Source organism: Micromonospora andamanensis (assembly GCF_016863495.1).
GTDB lineage: Bacteria > Actinomycetota > Actinomycetes > Mycobacteriales > Micromonosporaceae > Micromonospora > Micromonospora andamanensis.
In genome coordinates this window covers 13553-33038 of the sequence record NZ_BOOZ01000050.1, presented here as the reverse complement: position 1 = coordinate 33038, position 19486 = coordinate 13553, and the positions used below count along the sequence as shown (strand labels likewise).

At 71.3% G+C, this 19486-nt stretch carries 22 protein-coding genes; 9 read left to right on the top strand and 13 right to left on the bottom strand.

What is annotated here, in order from left to right:
* Positions 1 to 114 precede the first annotated feature (114 nt).
* The gene (gene glnA / locus Van01_RS27985; RefSeq protein WP_204013813.1) at positions 115 to 1464 is read right to left on the bottom strand and encodes a type I glutamate--ammonia ligase; all 1350 of its coding nucleotides are present in this window, start codon (positions 1462 to 1464) and stop codon (positions 115 to 117) included.
* 203 nt (positions 1465 to 1667) lie between these two features.
* On the opposite strand from glnA, the gene Van01_RS27980 reads away from it, so the two are divergent.
* The 3 genes from Van01_RS27980 to Van01_RS27970 all read left to right on the top strand — a co-directional run bounded on the left by Van01_RS27980 (position 1668) and on the right by Van01_RS27970 (position 5045).
* On the top strand, positions 1668 to 3428 hold the full coding sequence (locus tag Van01_RS27980; protein ID WP_204013810.1) for an NAD+ synthase: 1761 nt from the start codon (positions 1668 to 1670) through the stop codon (positions 3426 to 3428).
* A gap of 141 nt (positions 3429 to 3569) precedes the next feature.
* Entirely contained in the window at positions 3570 to 4415 is an 846-nt protein-coding gene (gene panB / locus Van01_RS27975) for a 3-methyl-2-oxobutanoate hydroxymethyltransferase (protein WP_204013806.1), read from the top strand.
* 117 nt (positions 4416 to 4532) lie between these two features.
* Positions 4533 to 5045 (top strand): hypothetical protein, encoded by a 513-nt coding sequence (locus Van01_RS27970; RefSeq protein ID WP_204013803.1) that lies wholly within the window; start codon positions 4533 to 4535, stop codon positions 5043 to 5045.
* Between the two features lie 101 nt (positions 5046 to 5146).
* Here Van01_RS27970 and Van01_RS27965 read toward each other — a convergent pair whose 3' ends face one another.
* From Van01_RS27965 to Van01_RS27950, 4 genes are all read right to left on the bottom strand, one after another.
* Positions 5147 to 5968, bottom strand: coding sequence for a hypothetical protein (locus Van01_RS27965; protein ID WP_204013800.1), 822 nt, complete (start codon positions 5966 to 5968; stop codon positions 5147 to 5149).
* The gene (locus Van01_RS27960) at positions 5965 to 6540 is read right to left on the bottom strand and encodes an RNA polymerase sigma factor (RefSeq protein ID WP_204013797.1); all 576 of its coding nucleotides are present in this window, start codon (positions 6538 to 6540) and stop codon (positions 5965 to 5967) included. Before Van01_RS27960 ends, Van01_RS27965 begins: the two co-directional genes overlap by 4 nt.
* A gap of 63 nt (positions 6541 to 6603) precedes the next feature.
* The gene (gene npdG, locus Van01_RS27955; protein ID WP_204013856.1) at positions 6604 to 7302 is read right to left on the bottom strand and encodes an NADPH-dependent F420 reductase; all 699 of its coding nucleotides are present in this window, start codon (positions 7300 to 7302) and stop codon (positions 6604 to 6606) included.
* Between the two features lie 151 nt (positions 7303 to 7453).
* Positions 7454 to 8887, bottom strand: coding sequence for an RNB domain-containing ribonuclease (locus Van01_RS27950; RefSeq protein WP_204013793.1), 1434 nt, complete (start codon positions 8885 to 8887; stop codon positions 7454 to 7456).
* A gap of 91 nt (positions 8888 to 8978) precedes the next feature.
* Between Van01_RS27950 and Van01_RS33575 the strand changes: the two genes are divergently transcribed.
* The 5 genes from Van01_RS33575 to Van01_RS27920 all read left to right on the top strand — a co-directional run bounded on the left by Van01_RS33575 (position 8979) and on the right by Van01_RS27920 (position 12835).
* A complete protein-coding gene (locus tag Van01_RS33575) occupies positions 8979 to 10271 on the top strand; it encodes a hypothetical protein (RefSeq protein ID WP_275410411.1) in 1293 nt (430 codons plus the stop codon).
* Positions 10272 to 10461: 190 nt separating this feature from the next.
* Positions 10462 to 10971, top strand: a complete 510-nt coding sequence (locus Van01_RS27935) for an NUDIX hydrolase (protein ID WP_204013790.1) — start codon at positions 10462 to 10464, stop codon at positions 10969 to 10971.
* Positions 10952 to 11791, top strand: coding sequence for a nucleotidyltransferase domain-containing protein (locus tag Van01_RS27930; protein WP_239099353.1), 840 nt, complete (start codon positions 10952 to 10954; stop codon positions 11789 to 11791). Before Van01_RS27935 ends, Van01_RS27930 begins: the two co-directional genes overlap by 20 nt.
* A 205-nt stretch (positions 11792 to 11996) precedes the next feature.
* A complete protein-coding gene (locus Van01_RS27925; RefSeq protein ID WP_204013786.1) occupies positions 11997 to 12368 on the top strand; it encodes a hypothetical protein in 372 nt (123 codons plus the stop codon).
* Complete coding sequence (locus Van01_RS27920; RefSeq protein WP_204013783.1) at positions 12365 to 12835, top strand: roadblock/LC7 domain-containing protein; 471 nt, start codon at positions 12365 to 12367, stop codon at positions 12833 to 12835. The genes Van01_RS27925 and Van01_RS27920 overlap by 4 nt, the downstream gene beginning before the upstream one ends.
* Before the next feature lie 24 nt (positions 12836 to 12859).
* On the opposite strand, the gene Van01_RS27915 is transcribed toward Van01_RS27920, so the two are convergent.
* Positions 12860 to 13345 (bottom strand): DinB family protein, encoded by a 486-nt coding sequence (locus tag Van01_RS27915; RefSeq protein WP_204013851.1) that lies wholly within the window; start codon positions 13343 to 13345, stop codon positions 12860 to 12862.
* A gap of 178 nt (positions 13346 to 13523) precedes the next feature.
* Here Van01_RS27915 and Van01_RS27910 point away from each other — a divergent pair, with 178 nt between their 5' ends.
* Positions 13524 to 13895, top strand: a complete 372-nt coding sequence (locus Van01_RS27910) for a hypothetical protein (protein WP_204013774.1) — start codon at positions 13524 to 13526, stop codon at positions 13893 to 13895.
* A 68-nt stretch (positions 13896 to 13963) separates the two neighbouring features.
* Here Van01_RS27910 and Van01_RS27905 read toward each other — a convergent pair whose 3' ends face one another.
* From Van01_RS27905 to Van01_RS27875, 7 genes are all read right to left on the bottom strand, one after another.
* The gene (locus Van01_RS27905; RefSeq protein ID WP_204013771.1) at positions 13964 to 14422 is read right to left on the bottom strand and encodes a hypothetical protein; all 459 of its coding nucleotides are present in this window, start codon (positions 14420 to 14422) and stop codon (positions 13964 to 13966) included.
* 277 nt (positions 14423 to 14699) lie between these two features.
* The gene (locus Van01_RS27900; protein WP_204013768.1) at positions 14700 to 15038 is read right to left on the bottom strand and encodes an immunity 51 family protein; all 339 of its coding nucleotides are present in this window, start codon (positions 15036 to 15038) and stop codon (positions 14700 to 14702) included.
* Between the two features lie 585 nt (positions 15039 to 15623).
* Positions 15624 to 16826 (bottom strand): tyrosine-type recombinase/integrase, encoded by a 1203-nt coding sequence (locus Van01_RS27895; RefSeq protein WP_204013765.1) that lies wholly within the window; start codon positions 16824 to 16826, stop codon positions 15624 to 15626.
* Positions 16826 to 17008, bottom strand: coding sequence for a helix-turn-helix domain-containing protein (locus Van01_RS27890; protein WP_204013763.1), 183 nt, complete (start codon positions 17006 to 17008; stop codon positions 16826 to 16828). The genes Van01_RS27895 and Van01_RS27890 overlap by 1 nt, the downstream gene beginning before the upstream one ends.
* The gene (locus Van01_RS27885; protein WP_204013761.1) at positions 17008 to 18759 is read right to left on the bottom strand and encodes a replication initiator; all 1752 of its coding nucleotides are present in this window, start codon (positions 18757 to 18759) and stop codon (positions 17008 to 17010) included. Before Van01_RS27885 ends, Van01_RS27890 begins: the two co-directional genes overlap by 1 nt.
* Positions 18756 to 19298, bottom strand: a complete 543-nt coding sequence (locus Van01_RS27880; protein WP_239099352.1) for a DUF2637 domain-containing protein — start codon at positions 19296 to 19298, stop codon at positions 18756 to 18758. The genes Van01_RS27885 and Van01_RS27880 overlap by 4 nt, the downstream gene beginning before the upstream one ends.
* Complete coding sequence (locus Van01_RS27875) at positions 19295 to 19483, bottom strand: hypothetical protein (protein ID WP_204013759.1); 189 nt, start codon at positions 19481 to 19483, stop codon at positions 19295 to 19297. The genes Van01_RS27880 and Van01_RS27875 overlap by 4 nt, the downstream gene beginning before the upstream one ends.
* Positions 19484 to 19486: the final 3 nt, after the last annotated feature.

Sequence of the window (19486 nt, the reverse complement as noted above, 5' to 3'; positions counted from 1 at the left end):
TCGAGACGATAGCGGCACCTGGCAACGGCCCGGCTGCCCGGCGGCGGGCCCGTCCCCCACGCACCCGCCCACAGCAGCGGCGGCAGCGACAGGCAGGGCGGCCCGGAGCAGCGGCTACAGCGACAGGTAGTGCTGGCGCTCGTACGGGGTGACCTCGCGGCGGTACTGCTCCCACTCGGCCCGCTTGTTGCGCAGGAAGAAGTCGAAGACGTGCTCGCCGAGCACCTCGGCGACCAGTTCCGAACCCGCCATCACGTCGATCGCCTCGGACAGGTTCTCCGGCAGCGGCTCGTACCCCATCGCCCGCCGCTCGGCGCTGGTCAGCGCCCACACGTCGTCCTCGGCGCCCGGCGGCAGCTCGTACCCCTCCTCGATGCCCTTCATCCCGGCGCCGAGCAGCACCGCGAAGGCGAGGTACGGGTTGGCGGCCGAGTCGGGCGAACGGATTTCCACCCGGGCCGAGTTCGGCTTGCCGTACGCGGGAACCCGGACCAGCGCGGAGCGGTTCAGATGCCCCCAGCAGACGTACGCCGGACTCTCGGTGACCCGGTCCGGCAGCGCCTGCGGGAACAGCCGCTTGTACGAGTTGACCCACTGGTTGGTGACGGCCGTGTATTCCCGGGCGTGGGCCAGCAGCCCGGCGATGAACGCCCGGGCCACCTTGGACAGCTTCATCGGGTCACTGGCGTCGTGGAAGGCGTTGCGCTCCCCCTCGAACAGCGACAGGTGGGTGTGCATCCCGCTGCCCGGCTGGTCGGTGAAGGGCTTCGGCATGAAGGTGGCCTGCACGCCTGTGGAGAGCGCCACCTCCTTCACCACGTGCCGGAAGGTCATGATGTTGTCGGCGGTGGTGAGCGCGTCGGCGTAGCGCAGGTCGATCTCCTGCTGGCCGGGGGCGACCTCGTGGTGGCTGAACTCCACCGAGATGCCGATCCGCTCCAGCGACAGCACCGCCTGGCGGCGGAAGTCCCGCGCCACCGCGTGGGTGGTGTGCTCGAAGTAGCCGCCGGTGTCCACCGGGATCGGCACGGTGCCGTCCATCGGCCCGTTCTCCAGCAGGAAGAACTCGATCTCCGGGTGGGTGTAGAAGGTGAAGCCCTTCTCGGCCGCCCGGGACAGCGCCCGACGCAGCACGTGGCGCGGGTCGGCCCAGGAGGGGCCGCCGTCGGGCAGCAGGATGTCGCAGAACATCCGGGCGCTCTCGCCGCTGACCCCGCCCTCGAACGGGAAGACCTGGAAGGTGGTCGGGTCCGGCATGGCGACCATGTCCGACTCGAAGACCCGGGCGAACCCCTCGATGGCCGAGCCGTCGAAACCGATGCCTTCCTCGAAGGCGGCTTCAAGTTCGGCCGGGGCGACGGACACGCTCTTGAGCGTGCCCAGCACGTCGGTGAACCACAGCCGGACGAAACGGATGTCCCGCTCTTCCAGCGTACGGAGGACGAACTCCTGCTGACGGTCCACTTCCCCAACCTTCCGCGACACGCTATGTCCGCCTTGGGTCGGACTCTGCCCGACCTGACCGACCAGTCTCCACCGACCCGATTACGCAGACGTTAACCGAACCCCGGCCGTTGCGTCCCGTCCAGTCCCGACCGGCGGTCCGGCCCGGTGGTACTGCCCCACGCCGACATGTCGACCTCGGATCGCTGGGGCAAGATGAGGACATGCCCACCCTGCGTCTCGCGCTGTGCCAGGTCAACCCCAGTGTCGGTGACCTCACCGGCAACGCCGGTCTCGTCCGCGCGTGGACCCGCCGGGCCGCCGCCTCCGGCGCCCAGCTCGTCCTGTTCCCGGAGATGATGCTGACCGGGTACCCGGTGGAGGACCTGGTCTTCCGGCGCTCCTTCGTGGCCGCCTCCCAGGCGGCGCTCGGCCGGCTCGCCGCCGATCTGGCCGCCGACGGCCTGGGTGAGCTGCCGGTCGTGGTGGGTTACCTCGACGCGGACGGGCCGCCGCAGGTGAGCGCGGACGCCGAGCCGGGTCGGGGGGCCCGCAACGCCGCCGCGCTGCTGCACCGCGGCGACGTGGTCGCCACCTACTTCAAGCACCACCTGCCCAACTACGGCGTCTTCGACGAGGACCGCTACTTCGTGCCCGGCGACATGCTCACAGTGGTCCGGCTCGGTGGGGTGGACGTGGCACTCACCATCTGCGAGGACCTGTGGCAGGCCGGCGGACCGTTCGCCGCCGCCCGGCGGGCCGGCGTGGGGCTCGTGGTCAACATCAACGGCTCGCCGTACGAGCTGAACAAGGACGACCTGCGAATGCCGCTGGTCCGCCGGCGGGCCGCCGAGGCCGGTGCCACGATCGCGTACGTCAACATGATCGGCGGTCAGGACGAGCTGGTCTTCGAGGGCGACTCGATGATCGTCGCGGCGGACGGGACGGTGCTGACCCGGGCCCCGCAGTTCGTCACCCACCTGCTCGTACACGACGTCGACCTGCCCGCCGCCGACGCTGGGGTCGGCGACGGCGAGGAGACGGCCGACGGGCTGCGGGTGGTGCGGCGTACCGTCGACGGGATCCCGCCCTCGCCCACCGGCCCGGCGGCGACCGGCGGGCTCATCGAGCCGGTGGCCGACGAGGCCGAGGTGTGGCAGGCGCTGGTGCTCGGCCTGCGGGACTACGTCGAGAAGAACCGCTTCCCCTCGGTGGTCCTCGGGCTCTCCGGCGGCATCGACTCGGCGGTGGTGGCGGCCATCGCGGTGGACGCCCTCGGCGGCGACCGGGTGGTCGGGGTCTCCCTGCCCAGTCAGCACTCCTCGGAGCACAGCCGCTCCGACGCGGCCGATCTGGCCAAGCGGACCGGCCTTGACTACCGGGTGGAACCGATCCAGCCGATGGTGGACACCTTCCTGGCGAACCTGTCGCTGTCCGGGGTGGCGGTGGAGAACCTTCAGGCCCGGGTGCGCGGCGTCATCCTGATGGCGTTGTCGAACCAGGAGGGCCACCTGGTGCTGACCACCGGCAACAAGAGCGAGCTGGCGGTCGGCTACTCGACCCTGTACGGCGACTCGGTAGGCGGCTTCAACCCGATCAAGGACGTGTGGAAGACCCTGGTCTGGCGGCTGGCCAAGTGGCGCAACGCCGAGGCGGCCCGGCTGGGCCTGACGCCGCCGATCCCGGAGAACTCGATAGGCAAGCCGCCGAGCGCCGAGCTGAGCCCGGGTCAGCTCGACAGCGACTCGCTGCCCGACTACGACGTACTCGATCCGATCCTCATCGGCTACATCGACGGCGACCTGGGCCGCGACGGCCTCGTCGCCGACGGCCATGACCCGGCAGTGGTGGACAAGGTGCTGCGGTTGGTGGATACCGCCGAGTACAAGCGCCGCCAGTCCGCGCCGGGTACGAAGATCTCGATGAAGGCGTTCGGGCGGGACCGGCGGCTGCCGATCACCAACCGGTGGCGCGAGGACGGCTGACCGGGCGTCACGAGCTGCTGGCTCGTGACGTCGGGCCGGAGTGACATCCTCCACTGCGCCCTGCCGCCGACCGCCCGCACGGTGCGACGATCGCGGCAGAACCCGGGGACCGCGTACGCGGCCTCGAGGAAGGAGAACGTCATGGTGGAATCCACTCCGGCCGAGGTGACAGCCCTCTACGGCGGCCCGGCCACCCGTCGCGTCCGTACCCGCGACCTGCTCGCCGCCAAGGAGCGCGGCGAGAAATGGTCGATGCTCACCTCGTACGACCAGTACACGGCCTCGATCTTCGACGCCGCCGGGATCCCGGTGCTGCTGGTGGGCGATTCGGCGGCGAACAACGTGTTCGGCTACGAGACGACCCTGCCGGTGACCGCCGAGGACCTGCTGCCGCTGGTCCGGGCGGTCGTCCGGGCCACCCGCCAGACCCTTGTCGTCGGTGACCTGCCCTTCGGGTCGTACGAGGAGGGTCCGACCCAGGCGCTGCGGACGGCCGTCCGGTTCATGAAGGAGGGCGGTTGCCACGCGGTGAAACTGGAGGGCGGCCAGCGCTACGCCGCGCAGATCGAGGCGATCGTCGGTGCCGGCATCCCGGTGATGGCGCACATCGGCTTCACCCCGCAGCGTGAGCACACGATCGGTGGCTACCGGGTGCAGGGCCGTGGGGAGACCGCCGACGAGGTACTTGCCGACGCGCGGGCGGTCGCCGCGGCGGGCGCCTTCGCGGTGGTGCTCGAAATGGTGCCCGGCGAGGTCGCCAAGCGGGTCACAGCCGAGTTGCCGATCCCCACCGTGGGCATCGGCGCCGGCCCGGAAACCGACGCCCAGGTGCTCGTCTGGCAGGACATGGCGGGCCTGCGCACCGGCAAGGCGCCACGCTTCGTGAAGCGCTACGCCGCGCTGGCCGACACGCTCGACGAGGCCACCCGCCGCTTCGCCGACGAGGTCCGCTCCGGCCAGTTCCCCGCCCCGGAACACACCTTCTGACCCCACCTCGTACCCGCCGCCGCGAGCAACCCGCGCGGCGGCGGGTACGCGTCGCGCTGCGGCTGGACGCCGGACAGGGCGAGCGAGTTTTCCCGAAAGCCGCTACGGTTCACGCTCGTGAACCGAGTTCGTGCTTCTTTTTTTGTCCTGGCCTGCGCCTCGTTGCTGACGCTTACCGCCTGCGGTGGCGAGGAGGCGACCCCGAGCGCCGGAGCTTCACCGTCGGCCGTCGTACCGTCCGCCACCGCCACCTCCGCCTCGCCCACCCCGGCACCGCCCAGCGCCGACGCGGCGGACGCGGTGAGCGACAAGCAGCTCTGCCAGTCGGCGAAGAAGGCGAGTGAGGAAATGAAGCGGAATCTCGTGTCCGCGCTGGGTTCCGGGAGCGAGCCGTCGCCGGCACTGTTCCAGAAGATCCTGTCCGGGTTGCAGAACGAGGTGACCCGGGTGGCGGCCACTGGCGCCACCGACAGCAAGGTGGTTGCCGCGTTGGAGAAGTTCGGTGCGGAGGCCGGCAAGGCCGCCAACGCCGCGGATCCGGCGACCGCCGCGGACAACCCGGCCTTCGAGAAGGCCGGCGCTTCCCTGAGCACGGCCTGCAAGTCGGCAGGCGTCAACGTCACCTTCTGACCGCCTGGACGCCCTCACGAAGGATCAGTGGCAGTTGCGGTAGCGGACACGCCGGCCGGCTAACACCTTTTCTGCCACCGATCCGCTCCTGGTTGGTGCCGTCACCGACGGTGCCACGGCTCGGCGGGCTGGCAGGTGGGGCCGGGGTCGCCGTAGACGACCGCGCCGGCCGGGTCGACGTAGCAACGACCGAGCTTGTCGAACGGGGTGAACAGTGGTCGCCTGTCGATCTCGACGCCGGCCCTGTCGTAGGCGACCAGCTCCGCCCCCCCGTCCTCGCTGACGCCCGCGCCGACGAGGCCGAACGCGCCACCCGCGACCCGGGCCGGCGTGATCGTCCCGTCGGCCTGCTGCAACACCACCCGGTGCACCCGGGCGCTCACCCGCCCGATCGCCACCACCTCGCCGCCGTCGGGGTCGGTCGAGGTGAGCAGGAGCCGTTGGACGGGACCGGGCAGCCACGCCTTCCGCCAGGTCGGATCGTCGACGGAGGTCGCCGTGCCACCGGACCACGACTGGTGGGCCGGATCCCACAGATCACATGCGACGTAGTGGTCGTCGGTGAGGAACATCAACGCGGCGTGGTCGCCCTGTTCCACGGCGACCGCCAGGTCGGCGACGGTCGCCGATGCCCGGCCCGGCTCGTCACCGAGGGCCAGGCACCGCTCGGCGGACTGCCGCAGCGTGGGTGACAGTTCGTCCGGCCCGAAGGCCAGAAGCTGGGTCCCCCGATCCGGATCGGGCCAGGTGACCACTGCGACCGTGACGACCATCGCGGCGGCGACGAGCGCGACGGCGATGCGGCGACGGACCGGCGCAGGGCCGGGCACCGCCCGCATCTCCGTCATGAGTCGGGCCCGCATCCGGACCGCCCGCCCGGCCGGCAGGTCACGTTCGGCGGGCGGGTCGAGCAGCTCGTTCATCGGTCCTCCGGGTTGTCGAGAAGTTGGCTGGCCAACCGGGCACGCGCCCGGCTGACCCGGGAGCGAACCGAGCCTTCGCTGATGTCGAGCGCGACCGCCGCGTCGGCGTAGGACACACCGGACCACAGGCACAGGGCGACGGCTTCCCGCTCGGCGCGGGGCAGCCGGCGCACCGCCGCCAGGATCAGCCGCATCCGCCGCTCGTCGTCCACCCGCCCGGCCGCGTCCTCAGCGACGTCTCGTTCCGTACCGCGCTCAAGCGGTATCCGCCGCAGCAGCGCGCGCCACCGCCGCGCCGAGCGGGTCTCACCGCGCGCGGTGTTCGTGGTGATGACGAGCAGCCAGGGCAGTATCGAGCCGTCGACCAGGCGGGCGTCGTCGCGACGGCGCCAGGCGACCAGGAAGGCCGACTGGGTGACGTCCTCGGCCAGCGACCAGGACCCGGTGAGCCGGAACGCATGGTTGTAGACGGTCCGCGCGTATCTGTCGAACAGCTGCGCGAACCGCACCTCGTCGCCGGCCACCGTCGCCGACCACAACTCCTGGTCGGTCGGCTCCATCTGGATCGTCACATCACACTATGGCCGGCAGGCCCGGTGGCGTTGCGTCGACGGCGACGAGCGGGGTACGCGGGCTCAGAGGTCGGTGACGCGGACTCCCGCGTGCGCCTTGTAGCGCTTGTTGATGGCGATCAGGTTGGCGGTGAACGCCTCGATCTGGTGGGCGTTGCGCAGCCGTCCGGCGTAGATCCCACGCATGCCGGGGATGTGGGCGGCGAGCGCGCCGACGATGCCGACCAGCTCCCGCTCCTCGGTGCAGATCAGCACGTCCAGCTCGATGCGGTCGATCTCGGGGTCGGCCAGCAGCGGAGCGCTTACGTGGTTGAACGCGGCGCAGACCCGGGAGTCGGGCAGCAACGCGGCGGCCTGCTGGACGGCGCTGCCCTCCGGCACCGGCAGCGCGTACGGGCCCTGCTTGTCGAAGCCGAGCGGGTTGACGCAGTCCACGACGATCTTGCCGGCGAGAGGTTCGGCGAGCGCGCCGACGGTGGCGGCGTGCCCGTCCCACGGCACCGCGATGATCACCACGTCGCTGCGCCGTGCCACCTCGTCGTTGTCGGCGCCGGTGACGCTGCCACCGGCCGGCACGCCGGGCAGCGCGGCGATCTCGGCGGCCGACTCGGCGGCCCGCTGCGCGGAACGGGAACCGATGAGCACCGTCAGGCCGGCCCGGGCGAACCGGTAGGCGAGCCCACGGCCCTGGTCGCCGGTGCCACCGATGATGCCGATGGTGAGCCCGGAAACGTCGGGCAGGGTGCTCGGGTCGTATGCCATGGTCGTCATCCTCGCAAATCCGCTGGCCCGGCAGCAGCGCCCGACGCTGTGACAATGCCCGCTGCGGCGGTCACGACGGGACGTCGCAGCGGCAGCACGGTCGTCACGTGAACCGGCAGCGCCGTCGCAACCGGGACGGGACGCCGAACTGTCAGGCCAGTTCGAAGGCGACCGAGCGGGTGGCCGGATCAGCGGCGACCAGTCGGACCCGGACCCGGGTGCCGAGCGGCAGCTCACCGAGGCAGCGGGCGCGTACCGGCGGGTCGTCCAGGGCGACGGTGCCGCCGGGCGGGCGGCCCGGGCGGGCCTTGCCGTTCGACGGCGCGTCGACGTCGAGCACGGCGGCGTCGAAGGTCTCGCCCACCCGGTGGGCCAGCAGCACCGCCTCGGCCAGGTCGATGGCGCCCCGGCTCGCGGCGGACGCGGCACGGTCGGTGGCCGCCATCACCGAGGGCAGCCGGGGCAGCGCCGCGCGGGCCCAGTCGGGCACCTCACGGCCGTCGTGCAGGGCCAGGCAGATCTCCGTCGCGTACCTGTCGGCGAGTCGTCGCAGCGGCGCCGTGACATGGGCGTACGCGGCCGCGACCCCGCCGTGCGCCGGCTGCTCGGGCTGCTCGCCGTCGAACGGGGTGTACGCGGCCGACCGCATCAGCTCGGCCGCCTGGTCGATGAACGCGGCGGCTCGGGGCTGGGCCGGATCCAGCCGGAGCAGCAGCTCGCCCACGCTCATGTCGTCCGGCCAGTGCACGCCCAGCGGGGTGGCGGCGGCCCGCAGCCGCTGCACCGCCTCGGGCTTCGGCGCGGGCATGGTGCGCAGCAGGCCGATCCCACCGGCCAGCATCAGGTCGGCGGCGGCCATCCCGGTGAGCAGGGAGATCTGCGCGTTGTGCTCCTCCATCGGCACCGGTGCCCGCAGGACGAGCCGCCACCCGTCACCGTCGGCCTCGACGTCCTGTTCGGGGATCGGCAGGTTCACCGCTCCCCGGCGCAGCCCTCCGGCGGTGAGCAGCGCCCCGATCTCCGGCAGCAGGGCGATCGGCTCGGGTAGCCGGCCCGCGTCGGCGTCGGCCTGCACCTGCGGGTATGCCAGTTGGGCCCGGCTGCGGACCAGGGCGCGCTGCACCACCACGGCTGTGGTGCCACCGTCGGCGTCCAGGTCGATGGTCCACAGCACCGCCGCCCGGTCCACGTCGGGCAGCAGGCTGGCCGCGCCCTCGCCGAGGGAGGGCGGGTGCAGCGGCACGTTGCCGTCGGGCAGGTAGACCGTCTGCCCCCGACGCCAGGTCTCGTCCTCCAGCACCCCGCCCGGGCGTACGTGGGCGGCGACATCGGCTATCGCGTACCGCACCCGGTAGCCGCCGCCGGGGCGGCGGCTGAGGTGCATCGCCTGGTCCAGGTCCCGGGAGCCGGGCGGGTCGATCGTGACCAGCGGAACGTCCGTGTGGTCGGCGGCCGGTCGGGGCGGCGCTGCGGCTGCCTCGTCGGCCTCCCGCTGCGCCGCCTCCGGGTAGACCTCGGGCAGGCCCAGTTCTCGGCGCAGCGCCCCGAAGTCGATGCGCGGTGCCAGGACACGTCGGATGACCATGTGCCAATCCTGACAGCGCCGGACACGCGGCGCCCTCCTCCGAGCGACGGGTCGTCGGCGTACGCCGGGTCAGCCGGCCGCCTTGCGCGCGGTGCCGCTCCGCCCGCCGGACGTGGCGCGCCCGCCCTTCTTCGCCGCTGCCGTCCTCGCGGGTGCCTTCTTCGCGGCGGTCTTCGTCGCGGGAGCCCTCTTCGCGGCTGCCTTCTTCGCAGGTGCGTTCTTCGCGGCGGTCCTCGTCGCGGGAGCCTTCTTGGCCGGCGCTTTCTTCGCCGCCGCCGTGCGGGTCGCCGCAGTCGTGGTCTTCCGGGCCGGTGCCTTCTTGGCGGCGACCGTCTTCGCGGGCGACTTCTTCGCCGCCGTCCTACGCGCCGTCGTCGACGTGCTCTTGCGCGCCGTCGCCTTCTTCACCGCCGACGTCGCGGTCTTCGCCGGCGCCTTCCGCGCCGCCGAGGTGCTCCGGGTACCCGTCGCCTTCTTCGCGGGCGCGGTCTTGCGCGCCGGTGCCGCCTTTCTCGCCGACGTCGCCTTCTTCGCGGGCGCCTTCGCCGCCGTGGTGCGCGCGGACGTCACCTTCCTCGCCGACGCGGTCTTCTTCGCGGGCGCCGTCCTGCGCGCCGGAGCCGCCTTCTTCGCCGCTGTGGTCCGCGCCGAGGCCGTCTTCTTCGCGGGCGCCGTCTTGCGCGCCGGGGCCACCTTCTTCGCGGCTGCCTTCTTCGTGGCGGCCTTCGCCGTCGTGCTGCGGGCGGCGGACGTCGCCTTCTTCGCGGTGGCCCGCTTCGTCGCGGTGGCGGTCCTGCCGGGGCCGGTCGCGGTACGCGCCGACGTCGAGGTGCTCCTCGGGGCGGGCGTCTTCGTCGGTGCGGCCTTCGCCGACACCGTCTTCTTCGCGGGGGCCGCCTTCTTGGCCGCGGCGGTCTTCCGCGCCAACGAGGCCGCCCTGGTCGGGGACGCGGTGGCGGCGCTCTTCGCCGCCGGAGTCCGCCCGGTCGCCCTACCGGCGGCCGGCGCGGTGCCGGACGCGCGTCGGGTGGACGGGGTACGGGCGAGGCCCGCGGTGCGTTCCGTCGCGGCGGTCTTCCTCGCGGGAGTACGCTTCGCGGCCGGGCGGGTGGCCTGTTGCGCTTCGGCCATCTCGGTTCCCTTCATGGGGACGTGCTGCCGCCCTCGCGGCGCACGCAGTGCCTCGGCGCGGGAGGCATCCCACGCCGTCTACCTGTCCTCCCCGGTCCAGCGAGCGTCCTCGGCCTCCCACGCCTCGTTGCGTTCCCGCACCTGTTGCAGGGCGTTCTCCGCGTCGGCGGCCGAGTCGTACGGCCCGAGAACGTGCCGCGCGGGGCACACGTCGGCACCGGACTCGACCCGGTGGTGTCGCGTACACCAGTAGTAACGTCCACGTCCGCTGTCGCTCATGGCATCACTGTGCACCGGGAAACGACCGACCGCCACCGGAACACGGCAAGTCACCAGGCCCTTCCACAGTAGACGTGCTCCCTGGCCTGCGGGCCTGAACTGCGAAAATCGACGTCGCCGGCCCGGGTGCCGGCTCGGATCAGCAGATTGGCTAAGGTCACCGGATGGGCGTACCGGACTACATCCTGCGGATGCGCAAGCACGTTGGCCACGACCTGCTCTGGCTACCGAGCGTGAGCGCGATCGTCCGCAATGACGCGGGCGAGCTACTGCTCGTCCAGCGGGCTGACGACGGTCGCTGGTCGGTGGTGAGCGGCTTCGTCGAGCCCGGCGAGCAGCCGGCCACCGCAGTCGTGCGCGAGGTGCTCGAGGAGACCGGCCTGGCTGTCGAACCGCTGCGGCTCAGCAGCGCGGTGTCGCACCCGCGCACGTACCCGAACGGCGACCGATGCGAGTACCTCAACCTCGGTTTCCACTGTCGGCTCCTGGGCGGCGAGGCACGGGTCAACGACGACGAGTCGCTTGACGTCCGGTGGTTCCCGCCGGGGCAGCTCCCGCAGCTCGACGAGCACGCCCGGTTGGTCATCCGGCACGCCCTCGGTGGGGAGACCCCGGCGTTCTTCCTACCGGCCGGGACGCTGTGGGGCGAGCCCGGTGAGCTGGAGTACACCTGACCCGCTGCGGCGGTACCTGGCCGACCTGGTCTCGGTCGCCGACGAGGTGCTCGGTGCCGAGTTGTGCGGCGCCTACGCGGCGGGCTCGGTGGGTCTGGCCGCGTACCAACCCGGACGCAGCGACGTGGACGTGGCGCTTATCTGCGCCGCCCCGCTGGGGCACGGGGTCGCCGAGGAGTTGGTGGCCCGCCTGCGGCACGAGGCACTGCCCTGCCCGGCGCGCGGCCTGGAACTTGTCGTGTACCGACGGGAGGTGGCCCGGTCCGGCACCCCGGAGCCGGGTTTCGAGGTCGAGCTGAACACCGGCGCACGCATGGATTTCCGGGTGTCGTACGGCCCCGCGCAGCGTCCGAGCGCGGACGGTCTGTTCTGGTACGGCCTGGACCGCAGCATCCTGCACCAGAGCGGGCAGGCCCTGCTCGGTCCGCCCGCCGCCGACGCCTTCGCCGACCTTGCCCACGACGACCTGCGCCGGCTGATCCTGGATGCGCTGCGCTGGTGGTTGGCGCGACCGGCGCCCGCCGGCGAGGTGCCCGCGCCCGGGGCGGAGGACGCCGTGCTCGGCGCCTGCCGCTCCTGGGTGCGGCTGCGCACCGGGGTGTGGCTGCCCAAGGTGGCCGCCGGCCGGCGGCTGTTGGACGAGGCCGGCCCGTTGGCCGACACCGGCACAATCGAGTTGGTCGAGCTGTCGATCGCCGCCCGAGACGGCGGGCCGCCACCCACCGGGGCGGCGGCCCGCGCCTTCCAGCGACGCATCCTCGCCGACCTCGCCGACACGCCCGCCTTTGGTGCGGAGTCGGACAAGCATCCGCCCAGGTAGCAGACGAACTCGTGCCGCTGGCATCAGCCGCTGCGGCGATTCTCGGCCGCCCCGCTGGTCACCCACCGTGGCCCGCTCAGCCCGTTCGCGCTGCACAAGATGCGGATCGGAGGTGGCGTGTGCGAGTCTCATCCGAGATTTCCTCACCGGGCGCTCGGGCCCGGGCACGGACATACAGCTCCGTCAGCAGAACCTGGAGAGGCAGATGGCAAACCTCGACACCGCCCTGAAGGACGCCATGACGATAGACGGCGCGATCGGCGCCGCGCTCGTCGACTACACAAGCGGCATGACACTCGGCGTCGCCGGTGGCACTCCGGAGATCGACCTCAGCGTCGCCGCCGCCGGCAACACCGACGTGGTACGCGCCAAGATGCGCACCATCGAGATGCTCAAGCTGAACGACGACATCGAGGACATGCTCATCACCCTCGGCGGCCAGTACCACATCATCAGGCCGCTCACCGGCCCCAACGGCAAGGGCCTGTTCCTCTACCTGATGCTCAGCAAGACCCGGTCCAACCTGGCGCTCGCCCGGCACCAGCTGCGCACCATCGAGGAGCAACTGGAACTGTGAGCACCGGCGACACCTTCCTCCCCCGCCGTACGGCACAGCAGCCGACCCTCCCGCCCCCGGTGCGGCTCCCACCGTCGCTGGCCGGTGACCCGTCGCTGCCGTACCCGGCGATCGGCACCGAACTGCACGAGTTGCGCCTCCAGATCCCCGGGGTGCAGGGAAGTGTCCTCGGCGGAGTCGACGGCCTGCTCATCACCCACGACGTACCCGACGGCCTGGACCCCGACGACCTGGCCGCGATGGCGGCGGCGACCTTCGGCCTCGGCCGCCAGGTCAGCCTCCGCCTCGGCCAGGGCGAATTCCGTCAGTCCACCGTCCGCAACGAGGCCGGCTACTTCGCCGTGTACGCCGTCGGCCCGCGCGCGCTGCTCTCGGTGGTCGGCGCCGACGCGATAAACGTGGCCCGCCTGCACCTGCACGCCCCACCGGTAGCCGAACGCCTCGCCAAGCTCCTCGCACCCGCCTGATCGCGGGTCACAGGTGAACCTCGGTCAGATGGCGCCGGTCGAGCCGTCGGTCAACTCCCGAAGGATATCGGCGTGGCCGGCGTGCCGGGCCGTCTCCTCGATCAGATGCACCAGGACCCAGCGCAAGGAAACCTCCCCGAGCTGCGGGTGGGGCACCACGTGGTCGAGCCCGAACCGGGCCGCCACCTCCCGGGACCTGGCGCACTCCGCCTCGTACGCCGCCGACAACCGCTCGACGGTGTCCCCTTCGGTCAACGCGAAGCTGGCCTCCGCGTCCTCCTCGGAGGTGAGATAGACGTCCTCCGGTCCCGGCGCGAACAGACACCGGAACCAGTTCCGCTCCACAACCGTCAAGTGCTTCACCAGGCCGGCAAGGGTGGTCGCCGACGGCACCAGCCGGCGGGCGGCGTCGGCGTCGGAGACGCCCCGCAGCTTCCCCAGCATCACGGCGCGGTGAAAATCGAGAAACGCGTCCAGCACTGTGCGTTCGTCGCCGGTGCTCGCCATCATCGCAGTGACCACATGGTCGGGGCGGCTCTCCACCATGCCCGGACCCTATCGGCAGCCCGCCCGGCACCGCTGCCCCGTACGCCGTCACCTGCGCGTCCGGCCGCCGGTCGTCAGCAGCGCCACCCGATCCGTCGATCACACGTGGTCGACCCGAGCAGACCACACCTACCATGTGCCGATGATCGATCAGGATCGACGACCCGTTCCCGTCCCGGTCGTCGCCGCCGCGATCAGCTTCCTGCTGGGCATGGGCATCCAGGCCGCCCAGATCAAGGCGAGCACCGCGCCCAGTGCCACCGAGCCGAGGGCGACAATCTTCGCCGTGGGACTGATCCTTCTCTCCCTGGCCTTCGCGTACGGTCTGTGGCACCAGGTCGGACGGGCCCGCGTCCTGACGGCCGGCTTCGCCGCCTTCAACATCGCGTACGGCCTCGTGGAACTCCCCGACATCCGCCCACTGTCGGTGGTACGGATGCTGGCCTTCGCTGCCGTTGTCGGCCTGTTGCTGCTGCCCGCATCGTCTCGACAATGGTTCCCACCCGGCACGTGAGTCGCCATCGCCCGCGGCGTCCCGCCTGGCCTCGGTCGAGGATGCCGACGCGGCTCAGCCGCGCCTTCTCATCCCACGGACGTGCGCGCGCACGCCTGCTCAGCCCTGACCTGCCATACGCCGCCCCCCAGAGCCACGGGGTAGTCGATCTCGATGACCTGGCGGTCGTCGGTCTCAACCGAGAACCGCATGGGCAGGAGCCCACTGTCGAACGCGGTCGCGCACTCGAAGCGCAGCTCGACATCGATCGGGCCGGTGTCACCGGGGCCCAGCAACCGGGACGCGCCGGTGTCACGGACCTGGGCACCCGGTCCCTGCCCGGTCGCCGCACGAACCGTGATCGGCGCCTGGCCGGCGTTTGTCACTGCCAGTTGCCCGTCCAGCTGAAGAACACCCGAGACGTCCGAACCCCCGCCGGACATGGACAGGGGGACCGCCACGAGCGCGACCGAAGCATGTCGCTCCCGCTCCTCCCGCGAATCCCGTAGTTCGCTCACACCCAAGCCACCAAGCACCGCGCCAACCACGAAGGCAGCTACGAGCCGGACAGTCATCTGCCGTCTGGACAGGAGGCGGTCGGGAGCAGCCCGGCCGGCCGCCGTCGGCTGCCGGTCGTGCCCATCCAGGTCGATCACTTCACGCTCCGCCGACATGGTGCCACCCTAGGGTGTTCCCGGACAGCACGGTTGTCGGTCATGCCGCCACCTGCACGAGTCGACATGTACCCCGGATCATCAGGCTCAGGGCGTCGCCAGGGTGTTCGGGCTCTGCGGATGCGTGGCACGCCGCCGGCTGAGCTGTCTGTCAGTCGTCGAACTCAAAGCCGCTCGCCTCGGCCTCCGAGACCAGCCGCCGCAAGCGTTCGCCGTCGGTCGCGACCACGTTCATCCGGGCTGCCAGATCTTCCAGCGCGCTCAGATCGGTCCCGTAGGCACAGAACATGCCAGCCTCGGGGTCGTATGCGAACCTGCCTTCGAGCGTCGGAACCTCGGTGCTCACGAGAACCTGTGCGACGCCCTCCCAGAAGTACCCGTTGGGCTCGTGACCAAGCTCCCCGATCAGGTCGTCGACCGGCGTGGTCCCCGCCTCCAGCAGCAGCGAATACTGCCCCGAAGTCGTCTCGATCAGCTTGAGCAAGGTCATCTGAGGAGCCTGGCACCGTTCGGCGGTCGGGGCAAGATCCGGCAGCGCGGTCACGCGCGCAGCCATGGTTCGCCCGAGCCGGCACGCACTCATCCCACCTCATCCACGAATGGGATCATCGAGGCCGCTACGGAAGCCAGCGGGTCGGCCTGGTCGTGCGTCGGGGCTTCCGGCTGCCGCGCCAGTCCAACCCCGGGACTGGCTTGCCACCGTGTCGCAGAGTCACGGCATCAGCTCCACCGCCAGGACGTGCCCGCCCCTCCCCCACAGCCGCCGGCCCCACCCCGGAACCATCGAACACAGGCCTGGAGACGGGCCACGGCGGTAAAGCGAGCCCGACCCGAGAAGAGGTCAACTGAGCCGGGCGCTCAGGGCGTCAGGGCGTCGTCAGGGCGTCAAACGCCGCCCAATGTTGACCATGAACGACCATCGACACCCGAACATAGGACCAGGTCAGAGCCCTGATCGTGGCTCTGAGCTGGTGGGCGACGGACGAGTCGACCTGTACGCCGGATTGTGAAGTTCACTCGCGCCCTGAGCAGGCGTTTCGTTCGACTGGCACCCGCTCAGGGCGTCGCCAGGGCGTCAGGGCTTTTCGTCGGGGCTAAACAGGTTGTCGATCGCGTTGCGGGTGCGTTCCTCGCTCGCCGGCATCAGGTGCGTGTAGACGCGGAGGGTGAAACCGGGGTCGGCGTGGCCGAGGTACGACGCGAGGGCCTTGATGCTCTCCCCCGCGTCGAGCAGCGACGAGGCGTAGAAGTGGCGTAGGGCGTGCATCCCGGTGGCGCGGGTCGGCGTGATGCCGGCCACCACGACAGCGGGGCGCCAGCTCTTGTTGTCGAAGGTGCGCCGGTTGATCGCGCCGCGCCGGGTGGTGGTGAACAGCAGCGGGACCGTGACCCGCTCGTCGGTGGCCGGGTCTTCCCACGGCAGGGTGAGCGACACCGGGGCGAAGTCGTCGACGTGCTGCTTCAGCACCTGGGCGACGGAGTCGGGCAGCGGTATCCGGCGGTCCCGGTCGTTCTTGGGCAGCCCGAAGACGAGCCGGGACCGGACGAGCTTGACCTGACGGCAGACGTGCACCCAACCGCCGTCAAAGTCGATGTCGTCGACCCCGAGGCCGAGGATCTCCCCCTGCCGCAGACCGCAGCCGGCCCCCAAGTCGACCATCGGGCGGTACCGCTGGGCGAGGCCACCGCGGATTGCCGAAACCTGTTCGTACCGCCACGGCACCACCCGCCGCTGCACCGGTCGCGGAGGCTTGACCGACTTTGCCGAACACGGATTCTTGGCAATCCGTTCGTCGTCGACGGCCGCGCCGAGGATGGTCCGTAGGTGGGCGAAGACCACGGCCCGGGTCGCCGGGGCCAGCTTGCCGACCATGTCCGCATCCCATGCCCGGATGTGCCCCGGCTTGATCTCGGCCAGCTTCTTGGAACCGAAGAACGGCAGCAGGTGCTTGCGTACCCGAAACTCCGTGCTCTCCCGGGTCGACTCGTCGAACGAGCGCGTGCGAAGCCAGGTCTCCGCGTACTCCGCGAAGGCCATCCGACCGGCGACCGGGTCGACATACGAGCCGCGCAGCTTGTCCGACTCGGTCGAGACAAGGAACGCCTCAGCCTCTCGCTTGGCCCGGTCCGGGAACGACTTCTTGCGCTCCTTGCCGTCCGGCCCGATGTAGCGAACCCGGTAACGCAGACCCTTGCCGAACAGGTCCGTCTTGACCCGCTCCCGTTGCCCGCCCGGGTGACGCAGCGTCTTGTACCAGCGATCCTCCACGTGTCCCATCAGGCCGCCGCCTGCTCACGTACCCAGGAGCGGACCGCTTCCGGCTCGTACCGCAGGTGTCGGCCGACCCGAGCCGCCGGCGGACCGTACTTGACTTTGCGCCAGCGGTACAGCGTCTCGGGCGGCACCCGCAGGTACGCCGCCACGTCCCGGATCGTCCAGAGCCCATCGTTCGCCGCCATTACTGCCCCTCCCCCGTCGTGCCATCGGTCTCCGTCGTCGATGAGGAGTCAGGGAGCTGCGCGGCGCGATCCTTGGCGGCTAGGAGTTCGGAGCGCCAGCGGGCACGTTCGCCGATAGCCCGCAGCAGCCGATGCGCCATGGGGCCGACATCGGGATCGTCGGGTCGGGCGAGTTCCCAGGCGTAGCGGACCGGTTCGACGGCGGCGCCCTGGTCGTCGACGCCCTCCAGGCCGACGCTCACGCCGAGCAGCGCCCGCACCCACGCCCGGACATCGTGCTTGTGGTCGGAAAGGGTCTTGCCGGACCAGTCGCGGGAGATGAGGATGCGCCGCCCGCCGATGCCGAGGGTGTCCCGCTGGTGGACCTTGCCCTTGCAGCGGCCGGGCTTGAGTTTCGCGTGCGCCCGCTTCGGTTGGATGCCGTAGAGCAGCCAGTTCGCGCACCGGTCGGTGCAGGGGGTGATCTGGAGTTCGTGCCAGAGCCGGTCGAGGTGCTTGCGTTGCCGGTCGGTGGTCGCCTTGTGGACGTCTCCCGTGTGCTTGGTGATGTACTTCGTGACGTAGCGGATGGTCCGTTCGGCGTCTTCGGTGCCGGGCATGACGCCGCGTGCGTCGACCTGGGAGCCGAAGCGCACGACGTGCACCGGTTCCGCGTCGGGGTCGTCGTCGATGGCGTCGAGCGCTTCCGTCCAGGTGGTCAACGGCGCGCGGGTGTCCGGGTCGGCCCATGCCGAAGCCTGCTCGTCCCAGACCGGGAGCCGGTCGAGGGTGTACCGCTGGACGTCGACCGCCGGCCACCACACCTGGTGATAGGTGGCCGCTGCCACGGTGCGGAGCACGTCGCGGGGGATGGTGCCCCGGATGGCGAAGTGCGCGTGAGGAGCGAGACGGCGTTGCGGCTCGACGCAGCCGGCGTACTGGACGTTCCAACCCTCACAGCGACGCAGGTTCTGCCAGAACCGATCGAGCAGCCGAGGGAAATGCACCGCGTCCCACGCCGCCCGGCGATAGTCGTACCGGTCGGAGTTGAGCGGCGTGCCGTCGGGGCGGACCGGGCCGTAGGAGTCGAGGGTGAGCGTGAGCCACATCGACGGCCGGTAGGTGGCGCCGTCGGGAGCGGTGTAGGTCTTGCCGACCGTGCGCCGCTCGACCTTGCGCCGAGGTAGGTCCGGGGCATCCTGGCGACGGCGGGTCGAGCGCTTGCGCCGCCGGCCGGTGTCGTCGTCGCCCTGGTCCTCGTCGCCGGTCGAGTGCGGCGGCGCGACCCGGCCCCGGAGCCCTTCGGCCGTGATCGCCTCTTCCACTTCACGGATCGCCTCGTCGAGGTCGGCGACCTGGTCCCACTGGCTGGCCCGAGATGCCTCATCGCGGGAGAACTCCAGATGCCCGCGTAGCAGGATCAGCGCCTTCTGTTCCTCGGTCGCCGGCTCGGGTGGCGGTAGCGGTTCGTCGTCGCGGTGCCAGCCCTCGCGGATCTGCGCCTGTCGCAGCCGGCGGTTCTTCTTCGCGCACGGCCCGCACTTGTCCTCCCGGGTCGCGCCGCAGGGCAGGTCGATGACCTCGGTCAGGCCGGTGTTCAAGTCGGTGCGGCGCATGGCCAGGGGCCGGACGCAGACGCCGTACTCGGCGGCGATTTCCTTGAGCACGTCGACCGAGCGCGGTAGTGCCATGCGGGCCGCCCGCGACCCCGGCCGAGGAGTGGCAGCCGGGGTCGGGGCGGGTTCGAGTCCGGGCAGGGTGGGGGCGGTCATCGGATGATCCCCACCACCTGACGCCGGTCGGGCTGGACTACGCCGCGCGGTGGCAGCACCGAGACTGATGCCGGCGGCATCACGTCAGCAGGCGGAACAGGCTCGGCCCGCTCGGGTTCGCCGTACCGGTCGGCTTGCGGTTGGTTCGGCTCCGGTGCCGGCGCGGTGGCGGGTGCGCTGGACAGGACGACCTTGACCAGGGCGAGGAAGGCCAGCGACGGCACGGCGGCGACGATCCAGCCCCACACGGACGGTTCGGCCTCCGCGACCTGGGCGGCGAGAGAGAGCAGGGCGAAGGCGATCAGGAGGACGCCGACGAAGCCGACGGGTCGACCGTTGCGGCGGCGGGCGCGGATTTCGAGGCCGAGGTAGATGGCCATGAGTTCGACGGCTACGGCGTTGGCCCAGCCGATCCAGTGTGGTTGGCCGTGGGCGACGGACAGGTCATGGACGTGGGTGAACGCGGCGGCGCCGGCCATGGTGCCGATGGCGAGCAGGATGAGCAGGCGTACGGCGGATTCGATGCGGTCGCGGGTCACCGGCGGCCCCCGGTGTCGCGGACGGTGAGGGTGATGCGGATGCTCTGGCCGTCGAGGTCGCGGCGGCGGTTGACCATGTGCGCGAGGCCGTGCAGGGCGGCGGCGAGCCGGTCCGGGCTGCCGTCCAGTTCGATGTGCAGCGGCTTGATCCGGTGGGTGCCGAGGAAGAAGCGTTTGAGGGACATCGG